Source organism: Thermomonospora umbrina (assembly GCF_003386555.1).
Lineage (GTDB): Bacteria > Actinomycetota > Actinomycetes > Streptosporangiales > Streptosporangiaceae > Thermomonospora > Thermomonospora umbrina.
On record NZ_QTTT01000001.1, the window covers coordinates 3,502,266 to 3,524,212 of the forward strand.

The window sequence follows — 21,947 nt, forward strand, 5'->3', positions numbered from 1 at the left end:
CGGGTGGGCGGCCCGGCCCCGGCCGGGTCGCCACCGGCCCGATCGTTCCACCACCGAACCTGAAAGGTTTTTCATGTCCAACTGGGCCAAGAACTCCGTCCGCGTCGCGACGCTCGCGGCCGGGCTGGCCACGGCCCTGGCGAGTGGGGGGCTCGCCGGGGCCGACACCACCAGCGGGAAGTACGGAACGCTCGGTGGCAACCAGATCAACGCCCCCATCTCCGTGCCCATCGAGATCAGCGGCAACTCGTCCTCGTTCTTCGGGAACGCGGACGCCAAGGCGCCCGGGGGCGCGCACGTGGAGAACCACGGCGGCGGCGGCGGTGGGCTGTCCACCACGGGCAAGCACGGGATCGGCAGCGGCAACCAGTACAACCAGCCGGTCAGCATGCCCATCAACATCTGCGGCAACTCCGTGGTCTACGGCGGCTTCGCCGACGCGGCCTGCAAGGGCGGCGCGACCGTGGAGAACCACGACGGCGGCGGCAAGGGCATGCACACGTCGGGCATGGCCGGCTGGCTCGGCGGCACCCAGATCAACAAGTCGTTCAGCGCGCCGTTCAACTTCTGCGGCAACTCCCGCGCCGTGTTCGGCATCGCCGACGCCTGGTGCAAGGGCGGGGCGCACGTCGTCAACCACGGCGGCGGCGGACTGCACCCGCGGACCAGCGGTCACGAGGGCGCGGGCGGCGGCAACCAGACCAGCAAGCCGGTGAGCGTGCCGGTCGACATCTGCGGCAACGCCTCGGCCACGCTCGGCATCTCCGACGCGGCCTGCAAGGGCGGGGCCACGGTGGTCAACTCGATGCCGTGGTCGCTGCCGTCCACCGCGAGGAAGACGTCCGGGTCCGGCAACTGGAAGGAAGGGATGCCGCAGCGGCGACGGCGCGACAAGGTCGTCAAGACCCCGCTCAACGGGCCCGTCCAGGGCCTGCGGAACCTCGCCGTACGGGTCACGTCCCTGCTGCCCGAGTTGGTGGCGGAGCGGATCGGCAAGCCGCTGACCCAGCTCGGCAACCCGGCCCGGCCCGGCAGCCCCGCCGCTCTCACCACGCCGGGGCAGCCCGGCGGCCTGGTGCAGCCGCCCGGCGCGTACGGCGGCGCGGTGCGGCCCGTGGGCCCGGCGGCGCACTCCGGCAGGCCGCACGGCCACATGAAGTCGAAGGTCAAGGGTGTGCCGGCGCGGCCGCGGCAGTCCCGGCCCGGGCCCGTGCGGCCCGTCGCCAAGCGGACGACGACACCTTTCAAGGTGACCAGGGGACTTCCCGTCACCACCGGCGGGCTGCCCGTGCTGCCATAACGCCGACGACGACCTCGGGGGTGCCGGCCGTAAAGGGCTCCGGCACCCCCGGTTCATGTCCGGGACCCGTTCCGAACCCCTCGCAGGAAGGCTCGCCGCAGATGTGGAGAAGGGCGCTCGTCTCGTTCGTCCTGGCATTCGCCGTCGTCGCCGAACCGATTCCCGGTGCGGCCGCGACGACGCCGATCGCGATGCTGGAAATCCCCCGCATCGACCCGCCCGGCGCACGGCCCGTGCTCGAAGGGGTGTCGGCGAAGACCCTGGCGGCGGGTGTCGGTCACCACCCCGAGACCGCCCCGCCCGGAGAGCCCGGCAACACGGTGCTGCTCGGACACCGCACCCTGGGTCCCGCGCCGTTCCACGACCTGGACAGGCTGCGCCCGGGCGACGTGATCAGGCTGTACGGGAGCGGTTTCCGACTCGCCTACCGGGTCGAGTCGACGCGGATCACCTCGCCGCGCGACCGCGGGATCGTGGCCCCGGTGCCGTTCACGCCGAGCGTGGATACCGATCAGCATTTCCTGACATTGGTGACATGTCATCCCAAAGGATCAGATCGGTACAGGTTGGTCGTCGTGGGTCGAACCGTCCCGGACCACGGTCGGTTCCGTTTGGCCCAGACTTGACCGCGCGCCGAGTGTCCTGTCCGGGCCCACGGGTATTTTCCTCGGCAATCAGTACTTCTCCCATTCGTCGGTCCGTACCGAGGGTGCTCTTTTTCGTGCGTTCTCCTCGGCAATTCTGGGACCGTTTGGCCGCACCCCCCGGAAAGGGTCTTCGATGGCTCATGAAGAACAAGCGCCGGACCATTTCGGAACGCGGCCCGTCGGCCGTCCGCCCGCCCGCGCTGCGGGTTCGCGTGCATCGCGCGGGCAGCGATCTGTTCGTCCAGCCGGTCGGTGAGCTCGGCGCGCGGACCGTCGACCTGCTGCGCGAGCCGCTGTCGGCGGTGCTGCGGGCGGTGCCGTCCCCGCGCATGGTGCTCGACCTGTCGCGGGTGCGGCTCAGCGACCGGTTCGGGCTGGGCGTGCTGGTCGCCCTGCGGAACCTGGCCCGCCAGGTCGGCGGCCGGCTGATCATCGCCGGTCCGGCCGCCGATCTGGTGGCCCTGCTGTCGGACACGGGCCTGGACCGCCATCTGCAGTTCTGCGCCACCCTGGAACTGGCCGCCGGAGTGCCGATCAGCACCCGGCCCGGCCGGCTCCCGCTGCGCGGCACCGGGGCCGCGACGGGGGCGTGAGACCCCGTCAGCCGGCGGGCGCGGCCTCGACGAGCGTGGCGCCCATGCTCAGCTCGGTGTCGTTCACCACGCGGAACCCGGCCTCCCGGAGGAGGGCGAAGTACTCCGTCCGGGGCCGTTCGTGCCCCTGGCCGAACAGCGAGAGCATTCGGATGTCCAGGTCGAACGCCAGGTGGGGCCGCTCGGGGACGTCCGGCTGCAGGATGTCGAGCAGCAGCAACCTGCTGTCCTCGCCCATCGCGTTGCGGACCGCGCGCAGAATCTCCACGGCGGTCTCGTCCGGCCAGTTGTGCACGATGCTGGACAGCAGGTAGAGGTCCGCCTTGCCGGGCACGTCCGTGAGGAAGTCCCCGGCCACCACCTCGCACCGGTCGGCCACGCCGCACTCGTCCAGGTACCTCTGCGCGGTCGCGGCCACGGTGGGCAGGTCGAGCAGCACGCCCCGCATCTCGGGATGGTCGACGAGGACGGCCGCCAGGATCGTGCCCACGCCGCCGCCGACGTCGACGAGCGTCCGCCGGCCGCCGAAGTCGTACGTCTCCAGCAGCGCCGTGGCGAAGCTCCGCGACCGGCTCGTCATGAACGCCGCGAACGCGGCCTCCAGGTCCGGCTTGCCCGCGAAGTACCGGTACAGCGAGCCGTGCTCCTCCGCGATGTGGGTGCGGCCGGTGCGGACGACCTCGGGGAGTCGCAGCATGGCGTCCCACGACAGTCGGTCCCCGGCGACCACCATCGAGGGCTTCATCGAGTTCGGCGCGTCCGCGCGGAGCACCTCGCCGACCTCCGTCAACGCGTAGGTGCCGGCCTCCGGGTCGACCGTGACGAAACCGAGCGACGCCATGACGCGCAGCAGCCTGGCGAGCGTCGGGGCGTGCGCGGAGCAGCGCTCGGCGAGCTGCTCGGCGGTGAGCGGACCGTCCGCCAGATGGTCGGAGCAGTCCAGCTCGACCCAGGCGTGCATCGCGGTGTAACGCCACCAGCCGCGCTGCAGCTCCTCGACCGCGGCACGCGGGTCGTCGGCGACGGAGAAGGGGGAAGCGTCAGACATGCGTCGTCTCCAAGCGTGGGTTGGCGGCCTTGCCGGCCGGGTGACGGGCCATGGCCCGCCGTTCACAACGGTCGAGGGCGAGGGCGAGCAGGTAGCCGAGCGCGCCGAGCACGCAGATGCCGCCCCACATCGCCGGGATGTCGTACGAGCGCTGGGCGTCCAGCAGCAGCGAGAACGCGATGCCGTCGACCGAACCGGTCATCTCCGACACCACCATGAGGATCACGGCCAGACCCAGCGAGATCCGGAGGCCGGCGAAGATCTTCGGGGCCGCCGACGGGATCACCAGGTACACCACCCGCTGGAGCGGGCCCAGCCCATAGACCCGGGCCGTGTCGGACTGGACGGCCTCGACCGAGCGGGCCCCGTCCACGGTGTTCAACAGCACCGGCCACACCACCCCGAACATGATCGTGACGAGCTGGGTCTGCAGGCCGAGGTCGAACAGCACGATCCACACCGGGGCCAGCGCGGTCGGCGGGATGGCCCGGGCGAAGTGCAGCACCGGCTCGACCAGCTCGCCGAGCACGCGGATCCGCCCGATGGCCAGACCGACCACGATGCCGACGATCGAGGCCAGCGCCCAGCCGGCCAGCAGCCGGCCCACGCTGGGCGGCACGTTGTCGATGGCGGCGTCGGTGAGCCAGAGCCGGTCGGCCGGCCCGGAGAACCACAGCTCGCGCATCCGTTCGGCGATCCGGCTCGGCGGCGGGGCGAACGGGTTGCCGGCCGCCCGCGTCACCGCCTCCCAGCAGGCGACGATGACGACGATCGCCCACCAACCGAGGCTCCGCGCCGCCAACGCCCGTACCCGCGTGCCCGGCGCGCTCCGCACTCCGCTCATGCCGGTCGGGCCGCGGGCTGCCAGTGGAACAGCCGTCGGGAGGCGCCGGCCAGCAGCGTGTCGGCGACCAGCCCGAGGACGCCGGCCCACACCACCGCCGCCAGGATGACGTCGGTCTCGCCCGCGCTCGCGCCCGCCTCCAGCAGCCAGGTGCCGAGTCCCTCGCCGCCGCCCGCGTACAGCTCGGCGGTGACGGTCACGATCAGGGCGATCCCCGCCGCGACCCGCACGCCGGTGGCGATGAACGGGGCCGCGCCCGGCAGTGCAACGTGCCAAAGCACGGCGCGACGGCCGAATCCGAAGGTCCGCAGCGTGTCCACCGCCACCGGGTCGGTGCCGCGCAGACCCCGGACGGTGTTGATCAGCACCGGCCAGCAGGACGCGAACGTGACCACCGCGACACCCATCCGTCCGGTGCTCCCGAACGCCAGGAGCGCCAGGGGGATCAGCGCCACCGGCGGCACCGGTCGCAGCAGCTCCAGCAGCGGACCGGTCAGCCGGTCGGCCAGGGGCACCGTGCCGATCAGCGCGCCCACCGGGACCGCGATCGCGACCGCGAGGGCGAGGCCCGTCGCCCACATCTGCAGCGTGGTGGCGATCGCGTCCCGGAACGCCGCCTCGGCGGTCAGTTCGCCCGCCCGGGCCAGGACCGTGGAGACGAGGGGCAGCAGCTCCGGGTCCATGAGGCCCGTGCGTCCCGCGATCTCGGCCGCCGCCAGCAGACCCGCGGCGCCCAGGACGCCGCGAGCCGCTCTCGCCGTGATCGCACGGGTCATTGCGCCGGGGCCTGGACGATCATCTTGGTGAAGTCCAGGGCGGTCGGGTTCTTCAGATAGCCGTAATTGCCCATCAGCCCGGCGAGCCGCTTCAACCGCTCGGGGTTCTGGCCGGTGGGGAACGACCCGAGCGTGATGATCTTCGCCGTGTCCGCGTTCACGCCCTTGACGTACGTCGGCAGGGTCGCGGTCACGATGGAGCGGTCGCCGGAGGCCATCCGCTGCGCCTGCCCGATCGCCCGCTGGAAGGCGGCCACGGTCTTGGGGTGCTTCTCGGCGTAGTCGCCCAGCACCGCCCAGCCCGCGACCGGGATGTTCTTGGTGGGGCCGCCGGGGTCGGCGGTGTCCAGCACCGAGCGCGCGCCGCCCTGCTGGAGCTGGGAGATGAACGGCTCGGCGACCCAGGCGGCGTCGATGCGCTTGGCCTTGAGCGCGGCCGGCATCTGGGGGAAGCCCATCTCCACGAACTCCACCGAGTCCGACGGCACGCCGGCGGCGCGCATCGACGCCTCCACCATCAGGGTGCCGATCGCCTTGCGGGTGGGCACGGCGATCTTCTTGCCGGCCAGGTCCTTGGGGGTCTTGATCGACGAGTCCGTGTTCACCATGACCTGGAAGGCGCCCTTCTCGGCCTGGTAGGAGTCGGCGATGAAGCGCCAGCGCACCGCACCGCCGCTCTGCTCCTCGGCGATGAGGGCGCCCACGTAGTTGTTCAACGTGACGTCGAGCTGACCGCTCTTGAGCAACGGCTGCGCCACCACGGCGTTGGGCACGATCTTCGTGGTGACGGTGAGGCCCTCCTTCTTGAACAGGCCCCGCTGGATGGCGATGAAGAGCGGCGCCGCGTCGGGGATCGGCAGCGTGCCGACGCTCAGCTTGGACTTCTCCAGCCCGTTCGCCCCGCCACCGTCGTCGTCCGATCCGCCGCAGGCGGTCAGGGACCCCACGAGCACGATGGCGCACACCGCACTCCATGACCTATTTATGGAGCGTCGCTGCGATGGGTTTCGGGCTATCCGAGTTCCGCCGGTACGAACCTGCCGTCGGAACGGTGACGTGTATTGATCATCCGTGGACATGCCCGGGACGGTGGCGCACCGAGAGGTGACATCGCTATGACAGGGTTTTGACACCTGCGGACATTTGCGGACATTTGCGGACGTTCGCTGGCCGTGCGGTCCCTCGCGCCCCTACGGTGATCGCTGATCGGCGCGCCCGCCGCCCGTCCGAGTGGAGATCGCGATGAGTCATCCGACGCTGCTCGCCCAGATCTCCGCGAAACGCCGATGGTCGAGCGACGACGGGGCCCGAGCGTTCCTCACCATGGCCAAGGAGATGGGCGAGGACGTCGAGATCAGCGAGCGGACGTGGAACCGCTGGTGCCAGGGCGGCCTCCGCCGACGCCCCCGGATGGCCTGCTGCCGGGTCCTGGAGCGCATGTTCGGGCATCCCGTCGAAGTGCTGCTGGCCCCCGTGGAGGTCGCCGACCGCGCCCTCCCGCCCGGCCCGGACGGCATCCCCGACATTCTCGCCACCGCCGCCGAGGAGTCCACCGCCCACCTCGCCCAGGTGGAGTCGCTGGCGCTCGGGCCGGTCACCCTGGAGCAGGCCGGCGACGACGTGATCAGGCTGGCGCGGACGTACGCCGCGCTCCCGCCCGCCCAGGTCCTGCGCCAGGGCGCCCGGCTGCGCCGCCGGATCGCCGAGCTGCTGCCCCAGACCACACGCCCCAGCCAGCACAGCGACCTGTACCTGATGCTGGGGGAGCTGTGCGGCCTGCTCGCCGTGGCCTCGTTCGACCTGGGGGACACCACCGCCGCCACCGCCCACGCCCGCGCCGCCTGGGGGTACGGCGAGCTGATCGAGCACGACGCGCTGCGCGCCTGGGCGCGCGGAACCCAGGCCCTGCTCGCCTACTGGGAGGGTCGCCCCAGCGCCGCCGTGCGCCTGGCCCGATCCGGGCGCGGCTACATCAGGTCGGGAACGGGCCTCGTGCGGCTCTGCCACATCGAGGCGCGGGCCCACGCGTACCTTCGCGACCACGAAAGCGTCCATCAGGCCCTGTACGACGCCCACAAGACGGGCGACACGGGCGGCTACGACGACCTGCACGACGCCGTCGGCGGCGAGTTCGACTTCGGCGCCGTACGGCGGGCCCGGTGCGAGAGCAGCGTCCACGTTCTCCTCGGCGAAGGCGCGGACGCGGTCAACGCCGCCACCCGGGCGCTGGACGAGCACGCCACGGGGGGCAAGGACCTGAAGCTGCTCCCGCAGATCCATGCCGAACTGGCCGCCGGGCGCCTCCTCCTGAACGACGCCGACACCGCCGCCGAACACCTGGAGTGCGCCCTGTCGGTCCCGGTGCCGCACCGGATCACCGGCCTGATCGAACGGGTCCGCACCGTCAAGGAGCTGATCGAGCACCGAAGGACGCCGGCGCGGGACGCCGCGCTGTTGCTCGACCGGATCCACGAGTTCGTCGGCGACCCGGCGGGGCGTCCTCTCCGCATGGACGCCGCCGCCCCGCTGCGGCCCTACCGGTGAGGACGGGCGTCGGCCCAACGCGTTCGGGCGGTCCGGTCGTCGGCTCAGTGCGGGTGGACGGAGCGGAGGCCGTACGGGTGGCGGACCGTCTCCACCCTGGGGCGGGACGGGAGCTCCGGGAGGGGGACCGACGCGCCGATGCCCGCGTACATCAGCGTGCGCTCGGGCGAGCGCCCCACGACCGACGGGCACCATTGGCCCGTGAACACCAGGCCCGGGGAGACGGGCGTTAACTCGCCGAAGAACGCCGCGACCTCGTCCCGAGGGCGCGGCACCAGCGGGACGGGGCATTCGTCGCCGAAGAGTCGCGCCGCCTCGGCGGTCGCCTGCGCGGCCACGTCGGACGCCAGATGCGAGATCACCAGGGCGCTGCCCGCCGGCAGCGCCCGGCGGATCTCCGCGACCGCCTCGTACGGGCCGTCCGCGTCGGTCAGGAAGTGCAGCACCGCCGTCATCAGCACCACCACCGGGCGGCTCAGGTCCAGCAGCCGACTCGCGTCCATCACGTCCAGGATCCGTCGGGGCTCGCGCAGGTCCGCGCCGGCCACCCCCACGTCGCCGCCCTCCGTCAGCAGCGCACGCCCGTGCGCCAGCACGATCGGGTCGTTGTCCAGGTACAGGACGCGGGCTCCGGGCCTTCGGCGGGCGGCGATCTGGTGCACGTTGTCGAGCGTCGGCAGGCCGCAGCCGATGTCGACGAACTGGTCGTGGCCGGCCTCCGCGAGCCGCCGCACCGCCCGTTCCACGAACGCCCGGTTCTCCCGGGCGGCGTGCGCCAGGCGCGGCTGCACCGCGAGCATCCGTTCGGCCAGCGCCCGGTCGGCCTCGTAGTTGTCCTTGCCGCCGAGCAGATGGTCGTACACCCGGGCGGGGCTCGGCAGGGTCAGGTCCCGGCCGTCGTGCCCGAACGGGTCCGCGTGGTTCACCGTTGAACCGCCTCCCACGTCACGGAAACCTCCTGAAGCCCGGAGCGGGAGACGCCCCGGCGGGCCTTCCGGCGGCCGTCTGCGGTCTCATTGTGGCCAAATGCACGGCCCCGGTATTACCGAACGCCATTTCCGGGGGCCGGGCGATGGATGACACACTCCGCCGGGCCCTCCCGGTGCTCCCGACGCGATCTTCGGCAATGCGTCAAAAACGACATCACCCATCATGACCAGGATGGTTACGTCCATGGAACGTCCATCGGTGTCCGCTTCCGGACGGCGGGCTCAGTGCGGGTTGGCCGCCAGGAGCTGGCCGAGCAGGTCGTCCATGGTGACGATGCCGCGCAGCGCCCCGTCCGGCCCGTTCACCAGGGCCAGTTGGGCGCGGTCGCGGCGCAGCCGGGTGGCGGCGTCCAGCACCGTGGTCGAGGCGTCCAGCGCGGGCACCGGGTAGGCCATGTCGGCCGCCCGACGCCCGTTCTCGGCGATCACCGCGTCGCGGACGTGGGTGACCCCGATGACGGCGCCGCGCTCGTCCAGAACGAGCAGGCGGGCGTGCCCGCTGGCCCGGGCGGCGCGGCGGATCTCCCTCGAGCCGGCGTCGGCGGGCACGGTGGTGACCTGGTCCGCCGGGACGGTCAGCGCCCCGATGGTGGACTCCCGGACGGCGATGACCCGGCCCAGCAGATCGTGGTCGCGCCGTTCGATCAGGCCCAGTCGCCGCGACTCGCCGAGCAGATGCCCCAGCCGCTGCGGGTCGGTCGTCGTCTCCAGCTCGTTGCGCGGGGTGACGCCCACCAGCCGCAGGGCGGCGTTGCTCAGCCCGTTCATGACCAGCAGCACCGGCCGGGCCACCCGGGTGAACGCCCGGAACGGCAGCGCCAGGATCAGCGCCGAACGCTCCGGATGCGAGATCGCCCACGACTTGGGCGCCATCTCGCCGATCACCATGTGCAGGAAGGTCACCACGGCCAGCGCGATGATCAACGCCACCACGTGCGAGGCCCCGTCCGGCAGCCCGGCCGTGTGCAGGGGCCCCGACAGGAACGCCTCGAACGCCGGCTCGGCCACCACTCCCAGACCCAGCGTGCACATGGTGATGCCGAGCTGCGCCCCGGCCAGCATCAGCGACAGCTCCCGGATCCCGGCCACGGCGGACGCCGCCGGCCTGCTCCCGTTGCGGGCGGCCCGCTCCAGCCGCGGCCGCCGAGCGGCGACCAGCGCGAACTCGGCCGCCACGAAGAACCCACTGGCGACCAGCAGCAACGCGGTCAGTATCAGGGCGGGAAGCGGCTCCATCAGCTCCCCACCTCCACGGCGTCAGGTCGCGGGGTCATCGGCCGTCCACCTCTCCGCCGGTGCCGGCGAGGACGCGGAGGCGGACCTCGCGGGGAACGCGGCGGGCGACGCTCAGCACCTCGAGCTCGGCGCGCCCCTCGGGGCCCTCGTGCGGGTCGAGGTCGACGGTGACGCGGTCGCCGCGGCCGGGCAGTCGGCCCAGCTTCGCGATGACCAGGCCGCCCACGGTGTCGTACACCTCGTTCTCCGGCAGGGCCAGCCCGGTGCGCCCGGCGACCTCGTCGATGCGCAGCGCGGCGTCGACCGTCCAGGTGCCGGGCGAGACGGCGGCCGATCCGGCGGCGTACACGTCGTTCTCGTCGGTGATCTCGCCGACCAGCTCCTCGGCGATGTCCTCGAAGGTGAGGATGCCGGCCAGACCGCCGTACTCGTCGACCACGCAGGCGAACTCCTCGCCGGTCTCCCGCATCCGTTCGATCACCCCGTACAGGGGTTGGGAGCCGGGGACCAGCAGGGCCGTCCGGGCGATCTCACCGACCGGGCGGTCGGGCGCGAGGGTGTCGTCGGCCAGCTCGCGGACGCCGACCACGCCGATGATGTCGTCCATGTCGGTCCCGTACACCGGGTAGTTGCTGTGCCCCGACCGGCGGATGTGCCCGGTCAGCTCGGCCACCGTCCCGTCGGCGGCCATCGTGATGACCTTGGGGCGGGGGACCATGGCCTCGTCGGCGGTCCGTTCACCGAACGTCAGCGCGCGTTCCAGCAGCAACGACAGGTCGGTGGGCAGTTGGCCGGAGCGGTGCGACTCGCCGATGATGTCGCTGAGCTCCTCCAGCGTGGCGCCGTGGTGCAACTCCTGGGCGGGCTCGATGCCCACCAGCCGCAGCAGGCGGTTGGCGGACGCGTCGAACAGCCGGATCACCGGCGCCGCGATGGTCAGGTACACCAGGGTGGAGGAGGCCAGCGCCCGCGCGAGCGACTCCGCCCTCGACAGCGCCCAGTTCTTGGGGATCAGCTCGCCCATCACCATCTGCACGACGGTCGCGAGGGCGAACCCGACCGCGACGGCGATCGGCCCGACGGCCCCGTCCGGGATGTTCACGGCGGTCAGCGCGGGCGTCATCAGATCGGCCAGCGCGGGCTTGGAGAGGAGTCCGACGATCAGTCCGGTGACGGTGATGCCCAGTTGGGCGCCGGACAGCATGAACGACAGCCGTCCCATCACCTGGAGCGCCCGGCGGGCCTTGGGATCCCCCTGATCGGCCGCGTGCGTCAACGCGCCCCGATCGGACGCCACGTAGGCGAATTCCTGCGCGACGAAGTATCCCGTCGCCGCCGTCAGCACGAACAGCGCGACGACTCCCAGCACGATGCTCACCACAGGCCACCCTCACGGGTGTCGGGTCTATGACTGGAAGGGTCCGACATAGCGGACACTCAGCTCCTTTCCGCCTACGCCTGTCATACGCGCAACGTACCACCCGACCTGCGTGTTCCCCAGACCCCGCCTCAGCACCGTTCGTAGTACGACACCACCATTGGCCGCCCGGTGTGGTCGGGCCCCGCCCGGTCGTCGGCCCCCACATATGCGTAGGGCGGCTTTACCATGCCTTTCCCCTGGTGGGAGACTCGCCGCCGCGCCGCGTCATGCCGAAAGCCGACCCGACGCAACTCCCCGGCGAGTCTTCCATCACAGCGGACCTCAGTGGCGATGGTCGGGGGCGATCTCGGCGGCGGCGCGGAGGCCGGATTCGACTGCGCCGTCGAAGTAGCCGTTCCAGGTGGAGGCGGTCTCGGTGCCGGCCCAGTGCAGGGCGCCTATGGGTGGGCGTAGGGCGGGGCCGTAGGCGGTCCAGGTGCCGAGGGTGGGGTGGGCGGAGAAGCAGCCGCGGGTCCACGGTTCGTCGCACCAGTCGAATTCGATGAAGTCCTCGGGGGCGCGGGCGTCCTCGCCGAAGAGTTCGGCCAGGCGGTCCAGGACGAGGTGCCGCCGTTGGGCGGGGTCGTGGCGGCGTAGGGCGTGGGCGTCGATGCCGTAGGCGAACGCGGTGAGCACGGCCCGGGGCGAGCCCGGTGGGGTGTTGTCGACGGTCTCGGTGAGGATGCCGGAGTCGCTGGTGCTGAGGCCGGACAGGCCCCTGTCCCGCCAGAACGGGGCGGCGTAGATCGCGTGGACCTTCAGGGCGTACCCGGCCGGCATCCGCTGGGTGAGGGCGTCGCGTTGGGCGGGCAGGGACGGGGAGTAGTCGATGCGTCCCGCCAGGCTCGGGGGGATGGCGACGATGACGTGTCGGGCGGGGTGGACGCCGTGATCGGTCTCCACGTGCGCGCCCGTCGGGGAGTGGACGATCCGCCGGACCGGTTCCTCTAGGCGGATCGTTCCCTCCGGCAGGTCGGCCGCGAGGCGCTCCGCCAAGCGTTGCGCACCGGAGCCGACGCGGTACGCCTGGGCACCGCCGACGGTGTCGAGCAGGGCGGTGGTGCCGCCGCCGGAGGTCACGTAGAACAGGGTGTCCAGGAGGGAGACCTCGCCTGCGTCGCACGACAGCAGCCCGCCCGCGATGACCCTGCCCACGTAGCGCACGGCCGTGTCGGGCGCGTTCTGCGTCGACAGCCAGGCGGCGAGCGTGAGGGTGTCCCATTCCTGTGCCCGCGGGTGGTCCCAGGGCCGTTCCGGGAAGATCTGGCGGCTGAGGTCGTCCAGGCGATCGAGGAGGGCGACGATCTCGTCGGGTCTGCGGTCCGGCCGGGTGCCCCCATAGTCGAGGATCGGACGCCCGTACTCGGGTGTCGGGTAGGTCTCCAACCCGTATTCGGCGATGAGGCGCTGCATGTGACGCTGCGTGGGGCCGACCCACTGGCCGCCCAGGTCGAGCTGCGTCCCGTCCGGTAACACCCGCGTCAGGACACGGCCGCCGACCCGGTCGCGCGCTTCGAGCACGATCGTCCGCAGCCCGGCGCCGACGAGCGCATGGGCGGCGCTCAGCCCCGCGAAGCCCGCACCGACCACCACCACGTCGCTGACCGTCACGCCGACGCATTACCCCGGCATGTGCGCGGCACGCGACCGGCGCAGGTCACCAGACCGATTCTTGGGTACGAGAAGACCCCGCCCCGGGGATCACGTGATCCCCGGGGCGCGGAACGGTCAGGTGCCGATGACGCCGCCGTCGTTCTTGCGGATGACGACGGTGGCGGAACGGGGCCGGCTCGCCGGGTCCTTGTCGGGCCAGGAGCTGACCGCGTTCGGGTTCTGCGGGGTCGGGGCCGAGTTCGGGGCCCAGAAGGGGGTGGCCTCGCCCGGGTGCTGGATGTTGACGAAGAGGGTGCGCTGGTCGGGGGCCATGGCGAAGCCGGTGACCTCGCAGCCGCGCGGGCCCACGAGGAAGCGGCGGATCTCGCCGGTCCTCGTGTCGGCCGCCAACATCTGGTTGTTGCCGATGTGGTCGTACTTCTTCGACGCGAGGTTCTGGGACGAGTTGGAGATGTCGGTCTGGATCCACAGCCGGCCGTCGCGGTCGAAGCCCAGGCCGTCGGGGGAGCCGAACACGTCCTCCGGGGCCAGCTTGACCGTCGGGTCGTACGCCGGGTCGCCCGCGAGCAGGAAGATGTCCCACTCGAACGACAGGGCGGTGTTGTCGCCGCCCCGCTCGCGCCAGCGGACGATGTGGCCGTACGGGTTCGGCTTGCGCGGGTTGACGTCGTTGTCCCAGCCCGACCCGTTCGTGAGGGTGAGGTAGACGTCCTTGGTGTGGGGCTGGACGGCGACCCACTCGGGGCGGTCCAGCTTGGTGGCGCCCACGGCGTCGGCGGCCGAACGGGTGCGGAGCAGGACGTCCGCCTGGTCCTTCCAGCCGTTCTCCACGGTCAGCGGGCCGGTGCCGTGCGCCAAAGGCAGCCACTCGCCGGAGCCGTCGTCGTTGAACTTCGCGACGTACAGCGTGCCGTGGTCCAGCGGGCTCTTCCGCAGGGCGCGTAGCCGACGCCAGGGGGCGCTGCCGACGAACTTGTAGACGTACTCGCCGTCCTGGTCGTCACCCGTGTAGACGACGATGCGCCCGCGCGACTCGGTGACCGTCGCGCCCTCGTGCTTGATGCGGCCGAGGGCGGTGCGCTTGACCGGGGTCGACTCCGGGGCGAACGGGTCGATCTCCACGACCCAGCCGAAGCGGTTGATCTCGTTCGGGTTGACGGCGAGGTCGAAGCGCGGGTCGGCCTGGTGCCACTTGTAGCCGAACCCGGCGGCGTTCACGCCGTAGCGGGCCTGCTCGGCGTTCGGCTTCCACGTGGTGTCGGTGGTGCCGAAGTAGCTGTTCCAGTTCTCCTCGCAGGCCAGGTACGTGCCCCAGGGGGTCTGGCCGTTGGAGCAGTTGTTCAGCGTGCCCATGGCCGGGTTCTTCGCCTGCAGGGCCGCGTGCGCGCGGCCCACGGGGCCGGAGAACGTGACCGGGGTCGAGCCGGTGACGCGGCGGTTGTACTTGGAGTCGACGTGCTTCCAGCGGCCGTCGACCTGGGCGACCCGGACGACGCTGACGCCGTGCGCGGCGAGCGACTTGGCGACCTTCTCCTTGGTCATCTGGGCGTCGCCGTCCGGGAACAGCAGCACCTGGTCGACGTACTCGTGGTTGAGCACGAGCAGCCCCTGACGGGCGCCGAACGGGCCCGCGCCGAGGGGGAAGAAGCTCATCCCGTCGTGGTTCATGCCGATCTGCAGGGCCTGCTCGGCGGCGGTGTTGGAGGCGTCCTTCTTCCACTGCGGGCCGCGCGAGTTCAGCGGCGTGCCCCAGGGGATCAGCACCTCGGCCGAGTAGCCCGCGGGCACCTTGATCGCGTCGTCGGTGCTCGGGGTGACGGCCTGGAAGCCCAACAGCCGCCTTCTGCCCTTCGCGTCAGGGGCCGCGGCGGCCGTGCCGCCGGTCGCGCCCACGACACCCGCCGCGCCCAGGAAGCCCGCGGCGGCGACCACGGTGCCTCCGCGGATCACCGACCGTCGCGACATCCGGGACTGGGCGACCTCGTGGAAGGTCGCGTTCCCCGACGGGTTGGAACTGGTGTCGTCAGGGTCCACGGGGCGGACGCCGTTCTCGGTCATGAAGCACCTCATCGCTCTGCACCGGCGGTGAACCGGCAGGTCACACGTCACGGGAAACCTAGAGCGCGCCAATTGCGGCAGAGGGGCCTCGAGGTGAACAGACCCTGACCAAACCCCTCGCCGGCCGGGAGGTCACACGGAGGTCGGCAGGGGCCGGCCGCCGTTCAGCGCCACCGCGTCGAGGGCCGCCTGGACCAGGTCGTACGGCCGGCGGGTCTTGTCGGCGTAGACCCGGTGCACGTTGAACGCGAGGCGTTCGGCGTCGGCCCATGCGGCGAACTCGCCCAGGTCGACCCGTTGCGCCGCCTCCAGCGGGCTGACGCCGTCGCTGAGGCCCTCGTCGGCGGTCGTCAGAACGAAGCGGTAGTAGCGCTCGTGGGCGGCGAGGACGTCCGGCAGCTCGGCGGCGGCGCAGAGCGGGCCGTGGCCGGGTACCAACCGGTCGGGCTCGTAGGCGGAGATCCAGTCCAGGGTCCGCAGGGCGCCCACGACCGAGCCCATCGCGAGCATCGGCGTCAGCCCGTGAAAGATCAGATCGCCGGAGAACAGCACCCGTTCCTCGGGCAGCCAGGCGATGACGTCGCCCGCGGAGTGGGCGGCGAATCCGGGGTGGCACAGCTCCACCCGCCGGTCGCCGAGGATGACCGCCAGCTCGGACGTCATCGTGACGTCGGGCGGGCGGCGAGTGACGGCCCCCCAGTCCGGCACCGGCTCCCACAGCGGCGGGCAGCCGTCGATGATGAAGTCGTCGACGATGCCGCGCCGGGTCTCCTCGTGCGCGATCAGCACGGTCGTGTCGGGCAGCAGCGAGTTGCCGTACGTGTGGTCGCCGTGCAGGTGCGTGCTGACCGCGTACCGCAGCGGGGCGTCGCCGGTCGCCTCCCGCAGCGCCGCGAGGAACCGGCGGGTGCGCGCCTCGGTCGCGCACGTGTCGACCACGAGGGTGCCGCCGGGACCCGTCACCGCCCCGGCGTTGCTGACCCACCAGGTGCCGGGCGGCTGCACCCAGGCGAAGACGCCGTCGGCCACCTCGTGCAGGGCCGCCTTCTCCGGGGCGGCGTCGGTGTCCCGGCTCGCTGACGTGGTCATGGGCGCGAAGTCTACCGACAATTCCGATCCGACCCGGGTTGGGGGGCGCGTTTCGGGTGGCGGCTTTCTTGCTTTATGGTCGGCATTTCGGGAAGTCTTTAATGCGGTGCCCGGTGACGGCCGGTGACCGAGCGCCCCCGACCCGCTGGAGTGCATCGCCGTGGAACCCTCGCGTGAAGTCGCCGGACCGCGGGCACGGCACGTCCGTACGTCGCTGCTGGTGATCTACAGCCCGCTCGCGGAGGACTGCCGTCGCTTCTATGAAGGGCTGGGGCTGGAATTCGCCCTGGAGAGGCACGGTGCGGGGCCCGCGCACTACGCGGCCGTGCTGTCCGACGGCGCGGTCTTCGAGATCTATCCCGCCACCGCCGAACGCCGCACCGGCGCCCTCCGCCTGGGGTTCGCGGTCGACGCGACCGCGACCACGCCGCGGCTGGACACGGGCCGGCATCTGCTGCGCGATCCCGACGGCCGAACGGTCGAGGTGCACGTGGACTGATCGAACGGGCCTTATGCGCACACCCCGCGATGGAACGTCCAAGGCGTAAGGGAATGATTCATCGGGTTCTTGTTGAAATCGTTCCGGGAGTTGGGCCAAGATCTGTGCCGAGGTGCGCTCACGCCCCCGCAGGGGCGCGTCTTTCACATCGACCCCTCTCGGAGGCATCTCATGCGGAGACTGGCCGCGGTGACGACGGGTGCGACGCTGACCCTGACGATGATCGGCGTCTCACCGGCCTCGGCGACGGCGCCGGTCCCGACCACGATCTGGTTGAAACTCACCCCGGTCCCCGGGCTCGTCGGCGACGAGGTGCGCATCGAAGGGGCGCTGACCCGCGTCAACGGCACCGGACTGGGCGGCAAATCGGTCCGACTGGCCATCGGCAACCCGGACGGCTCGGAGCGTCGTTACCTCGCCACGGTGACGACCGGATCGAACGGGGCGTACTCCCGTACCGTGCGGGCTCCCCTGAACGGGCACTGGCAGGCCGTTTTCGAGCCGGAGGACGGAGACGACCACGCCTACGCGTTCTCCCGCACCGCCTGGGTCCCCCTCCGCTACCGGACGCGGATCGTCGGCTACTCGGCCGGCCCCCGCGTGGCGGCGCTCGGGTCGAAGATCACCGTCAAGGGCCGCGTCCACAAGCTGGGCGTTCCGAGCGCCTTCCCCCTCGTGGGCGGGCGGGTCGAGCTGCTGTGGTCCGGGGACGGCCGGACGTGGCGTCGGCACGCCCACGTCGCCACCAACCGCTACGGCGACTTCCGCTTCCAGCCGGTCATCAACCGCGACGGCTACTGGACGACGCGACTGCCCGCCGCCGGCGACCATATCGGCACCTCGACCGGTGTCACCTTCGTGGACGGCCGGTTCCGCACGCGGCTGTCCCTCAACGCCGCGCCCGAGCCGCTCAAGCGGGGCCGGAGCCTCACCATCTCCGGCAAGCTCCTCCAGGTCGACGCCGCCGGCCGCACCCGCGTGATGGGCGGCCGTCTCGTGCGGATCTTCGTCCGTTCCGCCGGTTCGAACGCCTCCCGCCTGCTGGGCACCGCCAAGACCAACCGGTACGGGGTCTACACCTTCAAATACAGGGCCACCAAGAGCGCCTCCTTCCGGGCGACGTGGATCGGCGTGGGCAACCACCTGACGTCCTCGTCCGGCTGGGACTTCGTCAGTGTCCGCCCCTGACCCGAGGGACGAGCCGCCGCCCCCGAACACCACGGGGGCGGCCCCCCACGCCTGGCCGGGCTCCCCACCCCCCGGCTTCGGCAAGGCCACCCCGCCCCACCCCGAACCCTCACCCGCGCCTGTACCCGAGCCCCCCTCCACCTCCGCGGTGCCACCGCCGGACGCCCTCCTCCCCGAGGACCCCTGGCCCGCGCCCCCACCTCCCGCCCCTGCGGTAACGGAAACCGACACCCCACAGAACGCCCTGCCGGCGGCGGGTTCGGGGGTGGGGGGGTCCTCGTCGGTCGGTTCGAGTGCCGGGGGGTCGTTCTCGGCGGGTCGGTTCGAGGATGGGGGGTCGGAGCCGTTGCGGCGGCCCTCGTCCGGGCCTCAGCCGCCTGGGCGGTTGGGGCGGCGGCCTCGGGCGCCGCTCATGCTGGTGGCCGTGGGGGTGGCGGCGGTGCTGTGCGGGGCGTTCCTTCTCGTCTCGCCGGGTGGCGGCGATGCCGCGGGCAGGACGGCGGGGGTGGTGACCGCCACGCCGAGTCCGGTGGTGGCGCCGCCCGTTCCGGGGGCGACGGCGCCGACGGTGACGGCGACGCCGTCGGCGGGGGCGACGAAGAAGCGGAAGCGGCGGGTCTCCCGGCCGGTGCCGCCGCCCGGGCGGGGGCGCAGCGGGCCCTCGGTGCCGCGTGTTCCGAGGCCGCGGAGCACTCCTCGGCCGAAGCCGCCGTCGGTCCCGAAGTGGTGCCCGTTCCGGGACGCCGACGGGGAGATCATCGGTTACGTGCCCTGCCCTCGGTGATCAGACGGTCTTCCAGCGGAGGGCGCGGTCGATCTGCGGCGGCCGAGTACTTCGACGTGGACGCCTTCCGGCTCGCTCATGCGGTGACCCGATTGCGGAGGGTGCCGAGGGGGCCGAGGGTGAGTTCGACGACGTCCCCGGGCTGCAGGAACCGCTTCAGCTCCAGCCCGGACCCCCAGGTGCAGCAGCCGGTGCCGATCACCTCGCCCGGGACCAGCGTCTCGCCGCGCGACGCCTCGACGAGCATCTGCTCGATCGTGTACCGCATGTCGGCCGTGGTGCAGCGGGCCCGGTGCCGGCCGTTGACACGGACCTCGCCGGTGAGGGCGCGCGGGTCGGGGATCTCGTCGCGGGTCGCGAGCCAGGGGCCGAGGACGTTGCCGGTGTCGAAGTCCTTGCCCTTGGCCGGGCCCATGCGCGACAGCAGTTCGCCGGCGAGCACGTCGCGTGCGGAGACGTCGTTGAGGATGGTGTAGCCGAAGACGTGCTCGTGGGCGTTCTCGACGGTCAGGTCACGTCCCGACGTCCCGACCACCACGGCGAGCTCGAGCTCGTAGTCGAGCCGTCGGGTGTAGGAGGGGCGGACGATGTCGGTGTCCGGGCCGATCACCGAGGTCGGGTTGCCCTTGTAGTAGAGCGGCCGCCGGTACCAGGCGCGCGGCGGCCCGGCGACCTTGATCAGCCGGGCGAGGCCCGCCGCGGCGCGACCGGCGCGCAACTCGATCGCGGCGCTCACGGCGTTGCGCACATGGCCCTCGTAGACGCTGAAGTTGCGCATCTTGGGCGGCTCCACGGGGGCGAGCAGCCGTACGTCGGCCAGCGGCCTCACCAGATCCGGCGGCGGGTCCTTGATCTGGTCGACGGCCATGTCGAGCGCCGCCGGCCCGGCCTGGATGAACTCGATCACCGGATCGTCGAAGGAGGGTCCGGTGAGATCCACCAGGGCGGGGCACAGGTCGACCAGCCGCTCGTCGTCCAGCCGCGCGCCCAGCCGCACCCCCTCGCCCGCTTCGAATCGGCACAGGAACATCGGACTCCCGAGCTAGAACGAAAAGAATCGATCGCCACAGAAAACGAGCCGCGCCGACCGGCTCAGGGCCCCCCGAGGACCGACAGGTCGATGCTCGACGGCTGCGCCGCTCCGTGGTGGACGGTGTAGAGGCCCCCGGCCAGCGCCGGCAGGTCGCCCAGCGGCAGCAGGTGCGGGAAGTCCCCGGTCGCGACCCGCAGCCGGAGCCGGTGCCCCGCGGGCAGGGTCGCGAAGGCGGGACGGACCTGGATGTCGTACCGCACCGCCCTGCCCACCGGAACGTCCTCGCGCGCCTCCTTGGTCAGCACGTGGTACGGGTGGATCCACCCGCCGTTGGAGCCGCGCCAGCTCCGCCCGGTGTCCAGCGCCCGCATGGAGCCGAGCTGCGCGCCGCCCGTGATGTCGACGGACGTGCCGTCGGGCGCGACGTCCTCCAGCGTGAGGGCGAACAGCGTGTCGGGACGGGTGGAGGACGCGTTGAGCGAGACGCCGATCGGGCCCGCGAGCCGCAGCGGGGCGTCCAGCGGCGGCGTCGTGTAGGTGACCTGGTCGATCGCGCGCACCGGCTTGCGCTGCGAGCCGGTGCACAGCCCCTCGAGCCCGGCCTGCGCGAGGAGGCTCGACAGCAGCCCCGCCGCGAACTGGTCGGTGGAACGGCTGCACGGCTTCGACAACCCGGTGAACACGAGCCCTTCGCCGTCCTCGCCCTGCGTGGGCGCGTCCTCGGTGAGCCGCCCCTGGGGACGCAGCCACAGCCGGACGGGCTCGGCCCCGCGCACCGGATACGAGCGGGTGTCGTACGCGCCGCCGCCCGGCTCCCGGACGTGCAGGGGCGTGGTGGTGTCGGTGATCCCGGTGTCGAGGTCCTTCAGCCAGTGGTCGAACCACTGCAACTGGATCCGGTCCAGGTCGATCCCGGTGCCCATGTCCCCGTGCGTCCAGGGGCCCTGCAGGAGCTGGTACCTGCTCGACACCGGCTGGTCGGGGCTCATCGGCGCGGTGACCGGCCGCCCGGCCGCCGCGTTCTGCAGTCCGCTGTACAGCAGCGGCTCGCCCCGCTGGAAGACGTCGAACTGGCCGCCGACGAGGTACACGGCGACCCCGTTCTCCACGATCTTCGGCAGGATCCGCTCGGCCGTGCGCGCCTGCCAGTACTCGTCGTAGTAGCGGCGTGAGCCGTTGGTGAGCATGTCGGCGGCGAACCTCAACTCGAACGGCCCCGCCTGCATGAGGTGCTGGAACGACAGGGTGAGCGCCCTGACCGGGTCGTCGTGCGCCTCGATGAACGGGGTGAGGACGCGGGTCGCGCCGTACCCGAACACCAGCCCCAGCGGCGACAGCACGTTGAGCGCGCCGCCGCTGGTGAACAGGTCGCGGTACGGGTCGACGGACGCCGCCATCGGGAAGATCGCCTTGAGCGGCGACCCCGGCCCGATCTCGGCGGCGGTGAACAACTGGGTGATCGCCACGTACGACAGCCCGATCATCCCCACCTCGCCGGTGGTGTTCGGCAGCCCCGCCGCCCAGCGCACCGCCTCCGCCCCGGCGCGCGCCTCCTCGGGGGCGAACAGGTCGAACCGCCCTTCCGAACCCCCGGTGCCCGGCACGTCGACCAGGACGCCGATGTAGCCGCGCTTGATGAGGTACGGGTTGAGGCCCCCCGTCCCGTTCGTGCCCAACTGCGCCGACAGCGTCTTGCCGTACGGCGTCAGCCCCAGGATCACGGGGAACGGTCCGGCCGCCGGGCGTCCCGTCTCGGGGTCCGTGGGCGTGTGGACGTCGGCGCGCAGCTCGGTGCCGTCGCTCAGCTTCACGGCGATGTCGCGCTGGATCGCGATGCCGTACCGCTCGGGGCCCGGACTCCACGGCTCGGGCCCCCCGGCACGGGCCGGCAGGGCCACGAGGAACAGGGAGACGGACAGCGCCGCGGCGGTCCATACGGCGGTGATCACTCGGCCTTGCATGGCGGACCTCCCGGGAGAGAAATCCGCCGCAGTCTCTAACAGACACTTTTGTCTGTCAATGCACTCAACGCGCATCCCTCCCCACGGTCGGAGACCACCGGACGGGCGTGCGCCCACAAGAGGGCCGCCACCACCCACGAGTGCCCGGTCGCTTCAGGCGGACGGCCCGGAGCTCCGGCGGAGGGTCGTTCGGCTGAAGATCTCCACGACCGGGCGCGGGGGTGTGGGGGGTCGTCGCCCCACAAAGAACCGAGAGAATGGGGGGATGGTGGCGTTGGGGGACGGGGTCGGCCTGGACGGGGCGCAACAGCAGGACGCCGTGGT

General features: G+C 72.1%; 19 protein-coding genes. 6 read left to right on the forward strand and 13 right to left on the reverse strand.

The window, feature by feature from the left end; genetic code table 11:
* Positions 1–73 precede the first annotated feature (73 nt).
* The 3 genes from DFJ69_RS15640 (at position 74) to DFJ69_RS34325 (ending at position 2,540) form a co-directional block, all read left to right on the forward strand.
* On the forward strand, positions 74–1,300 hold the full coding sequence (locus DFJ69_RS15640; RefSeq protein WP_116023168.1) for a chaplin family protein: 1,227 nt from the start codon (positions 74–76) through the stop codon (positions 1,298–1,300).
* A 101-nt stretch (positions 1,301–1,401) separates the two neighbouring features.
* The gene (locus DFJ69_RS15645) at positions 1,402–1,926 is read left to right on the forward strand and encodes a class E sortase (RefSeq protein ID WP_116023169.1); all 525 of its coding nucleotides are present in this window, start codon (positions 1,402–1,404) and stop codon (positions 1,924–1,926) included.
* 161 nt (positions 1,927–2,087) lie between these two features.
* A complete protein-coding gene (locus DFJ69_RS34325) occupies positions 2,088–2,540 on the forward strand; it encodes an STAS domain-containing protein (protein ID WP_170177672.1) in 453 nt (150 codons plus the stop codon).
* Between the two features lie 7 nt (positions 2,541–2,547).
* On the opposite strand, the gene DFJ69_RS15655 is transcribed toward DFJ69_RS34325, so the two are convergent.
* Genes DFJ69_RS15655 through DFJ69_RS15670 form a run of 4 tightly spaced genes read right to left on the reverse strand, consistent with a single transcriptional unit; the run spans position 2,548 to position 6,173 of the window.
* Positions 2,548–3,588, reverse strand: a complete 1,041-nt coding sequence (locus DFJ69_RS15655; RefSeq protein ID WP_116023171.1) for a methyltransferase — start codon at positions 3,586–3,588, stop codon at positions 2,548–2,550.
* Positions 3,581–4,432, reverse strand: a complete 852-nt coding sequence (locus DFJ69_RS15660; RefSeq protein ID WP_116023172.1) for an ABC transporter permease — start codon at positions 4,430–4,432, stop codon at positions 3,581–3,583. The genes DFJ69_RS15655 and DFJ69_RS15660 overlap by 8 nt, the downstream gene beginning before the upstream one ends.
* Positions 4,429–5,208: an ABC transporter permease gene (locus DFJ69_RS15665; protein WP_116023173.1), complete on the reverse strand. Its 780-nt coding sequence runs from the start codon at positions 5,206–5,208 to the stop codon at positions 4,429–4,431. The genes DFJ69_RS15660 and DFJ69_RS15665 overlap by 4 nt, the downstream gene beginning before the upstream one ends.
* Positions 5,205–6,173, reverse strand: coding sequence for an ABC transporter substrate-binding protein (locus DFJ69_RS15670; RefSeq protein ID WP_170177673.1), 969 nt, complete (start codon positions 6,171–6,173; stop codon positions 5,205–5,207). Before DFJ69_RS15670 ends, DFJ69_RS15665 begins: the two co-directional genes overlap by 4 nt.
* Positions 6,174–6,450: 277 nt before the next feature.
* On the opposite strand from DFJ69_RS15670, the gene DFJ69_RS15675 reads away from it, so the two are divergent.
* Positions 6,451–7,752, forward strand: coding sequence for an NsdA family TPR-like regulatory protein (locus DFJ69_RS15675; RefSeq protein WP_147312321.1), 1,302 nt, complete (start codon positions 6,451–6,453; stop codon positions 7,750–7,752).
* Between the two features lie 44 nt (positions 7,753–7,796).
* Here DFJ69_RS15675 and DFJ69_RS15680 read toward each other — a convergent pair whose 3' ends face one another.
* The 6 genes from DFJ69_RS15680 to DFJ69_RS15705 form a co-directional block, all read right to left on the reverse strand.
* Positions 7,797–8,678 carry an SAM-dependent methyltransferase gene (locus DFJ69_RS15680; RefSeq protein WP_170177674.1) on the reverse strand — a complete coding sequence of 294 codons (882 nt, stop codon included), beginning with the start codon at positions 8,676–8,678 and terminating at the stop codon, positions 7,797–7,799.
* A 285-nt stretch (positions 8,679–8,963) separates the two neighbouring features.
* A complete protein-coding gene (locus tag DFJ69_RS15685; RefSeq protein WP_116023177.1) occupies positions 8,964–9,977 on the reverse strand; it encodes a hemolysin family protein in 1,014 nt (337 codons plus the stop codon).
* A gap of 34 nt (positions 9,978–10,011) precedes the next feature.
* A complete protein-coding gene (locus tag DFJ69_RS15690; RefSeq protein WP_170177675.1) occupies positions 10,012–11,355 on the reverse strand; it encodes a hemolysin family protein in 1,344 nt (447 codons plus the stop codon).
* A gap of 324 nt (positions 11,356–11,679) precedes the next feature.
* Positions 11,680–13,008 (reverse strand): flavin monoamine oxidase family protein, encoded by a 1,329-nt coding sequence (locus DFJ69_RS15695; protein ID WP_116023178.1) that lies wholly within the window; start codon positions 13,006–13,008, stop codon positions 11,680–11,682.
* A gap of 117 nt (positions 13,009–13,125) precedes the next feature.
* A complete protein-coding gene (locus DFJ69_RS15700; RefSeq protein WP_116023179.1) occupies positions 13,126–15,069 on the reverse strand; it encodes a PhoX family protein in 1,944 nt (647 codons plus the stop codon).
* Between the two features lie 132 nt (positions 15,070–15,201).
* Positions 15,202–16,158, reverse strand: coding sequence for an MBL fold metallo-hydrolase (locus DFJ69_RS15705; RefSeq protein ID WP_116023180.1), 957 nt, complete (start codon positions 16,156–16,158; stop codon positions 15,202–15,204).
* Positions 16,159–16,318: 160 nt separating this feature from the next.
* On the opposite strand from DFJ69_RS15705, the gene DFJ69_RS15710 reads away from it, so the two are divergent.
* Positions 16,319–16,657, forward strand: coding sequence for a VOC family protein (locus DFJ69_RS15710; protein ID WP_116023181.1), 339 nt, complete (start codon positions 16,319–16,321; stop codon positions 16,655–16,657).
* Between the two features lie 171 nt (positions 16,658–16,828).
* Positions 16,829–17,845: a hypothetical protein gene (locus tag DFJ69_RS15715; RefSeq protein ID WP_116023182.1), complete on the forward strand. Its 1,017-nt coding sequence runs from the start codon at positions 16,829–16,831 to the stop codon at positions 17,843–17,845.
* A 369-nt stretch (positions 17,846–18,214) separates the two neighbouring features.
* On the opposite strand, the gene DFJ69_RS15720 is transcribed toward DFJ69_RS15715, so the two are convergent.
* The 3 genes from DFJ69_RS15720 to DFJ69_RS15730 all read right to left on the reverse strand — a co-directional run bounded on the left by DFJ69_RS15720 (position 18,215) and on the right by DFJ69_RS15730 (position 21,623).
* Entirely contained in the window at positions 18,215–18,604 is a 390-nt protein-coding gene (locus DFJ69_RS15720) for a hypothetical protein (RefSeq protein ID WP_116023183.1), read from the reverse strand.
* A gap of 101 nt (positions 18,605–18,705) precedes the next feature.
* Positions 18,706–19,659 carry a fumarylacetoacetate hydrolase family protein gene (locus DFJ69_RS15725; protein WP_116023184.1) on the reverse strand — a complete coding sequence of 318 codons (954 nt, stop codon included), beginning with the start codon at positions 19,657–19,659 and terminating at the stop codon, positions 18,706–18,708.
* A 62-nt stretch (positions 19,660–19,721) separates the two neighbouring features.
* Complete coding sequence (locus DFJ69_RS15730) at positions 19,722–21,623, reverse strand: CocE/NonD family hydrolase (protein ID WP_116023185.1); 1,902 nt, start codon at positions 21,621–21,623, stop codon at positions 19,722–19,724.
* Between the last annotated feature and the right edge of the window lie 324 nt (positions 21,624–21,947).

Excerpts from the sequence above, each read along its gene's own strand:
- DFJ69_RS15640 (WP_116023168.1), top strand. The coding sequence starts at position 74 with ATGTCCAACTGGGCCAAGAACTCCGTCCGCGTCGCGACGCTCGCGGCC.
- DFJ69_RS15645 (WP_116023169.1), top strand. The coding sequence starts at position 1,402 with ATGTGGAGAAGGGCGCTCGTCTCGTTCGTCCTGGCATTCGCCGTCGTC.
- DFJ69_RS15720 (WP_116023183.1), bottom strand. The coding sequence starts at position 18,604 with ATGATCTCCCCGTCGGCGTCCCGGAACGGGCACCACTTCGGGACCGAC.
- DFJ69_RS15655 (WP_116023171.1), bottom strand. The coding sequence starts at position 3,588 with ATGTCTGACGCTTCCCCCTTCTCCGTCGCCGACGACCCGCGTGCCGCG.
- DFJ69_RS15685 (WP_116023177.1), bottom strand. The coding sequence starts at position 9,977 with ATGGAGCCGCTTCCCGCCCTGATACTGACCGCGTTGCTGCTGGTCGCC.
- DFJ69_RS15730 (WP_116023185.1), bottom strand. The coding sequence starts at position 21,623 with ATGCAAGGCCGAGTGATCACCGCCGTATGGACCGCCGCGGCGCTGTCC.
- DFJ69_RS15705 (WP_116023180.1), bottom strand. The coding sequence starts at position 16,158 with ATGACCACGTCAGCGAGCCGGGACACCGACGCCGCCCCGGAGAAGGCG.
- DFJ69_RS15675 (WP_147312321.1), top strand. The coding sequence starts at position 6,451 with ATGAGTCATCCGACGCTGCTCGCCCAGATCTCCGCGAAACGCCGATGG.
- DFJ69_RS15700 (WP_116023179.1), bottom strand. The coding sequence starts at position 15,069 with ATGACCGAGAACGGCGTCCGCCCCGTGGACCCTGACGACACCAGTTCC.
- DFJ69_RS15660 (WP_116023172.1), bottom strand. The coding sequence starts at position 4,432 with ATGAGCGGAGTGCGGAGCGCGCCGGGCACGCGGGTACGGGCGTTGGCG.
- DFJ69_RS15715 (WP_116023182.1), top strand. The coding sequence starts at position 16,829 with ATGCGGAGACTGGCCGCGGTGACGACGGGTGCGACGCTGACCCTGACG.
- DFJ69_RS15665 (WP_116023173.1), bottom strand. The coding sequence starts at position 5,208 with ATGACCCGTGCGATCACGGCGAGAGCGGCTCGCGGCGTCCTGGGCGCC.
- DFJ69_RS34325 (WP_170177672.1), top strand. The coding sequence starts at position 2,088 with ATGAAGAACAAGCGCCGGACCATTTCGGAACGCGGCCCGTCGGCCGTC.
- DFJ69_RS15725 (WP_116023184.1), bottom strand. The coding sequence starts at position 19,659 with ATGTTCCTGTGCCGATTCGAAGCGGGCGAGGGGGTGCGGCTGGGCGCG.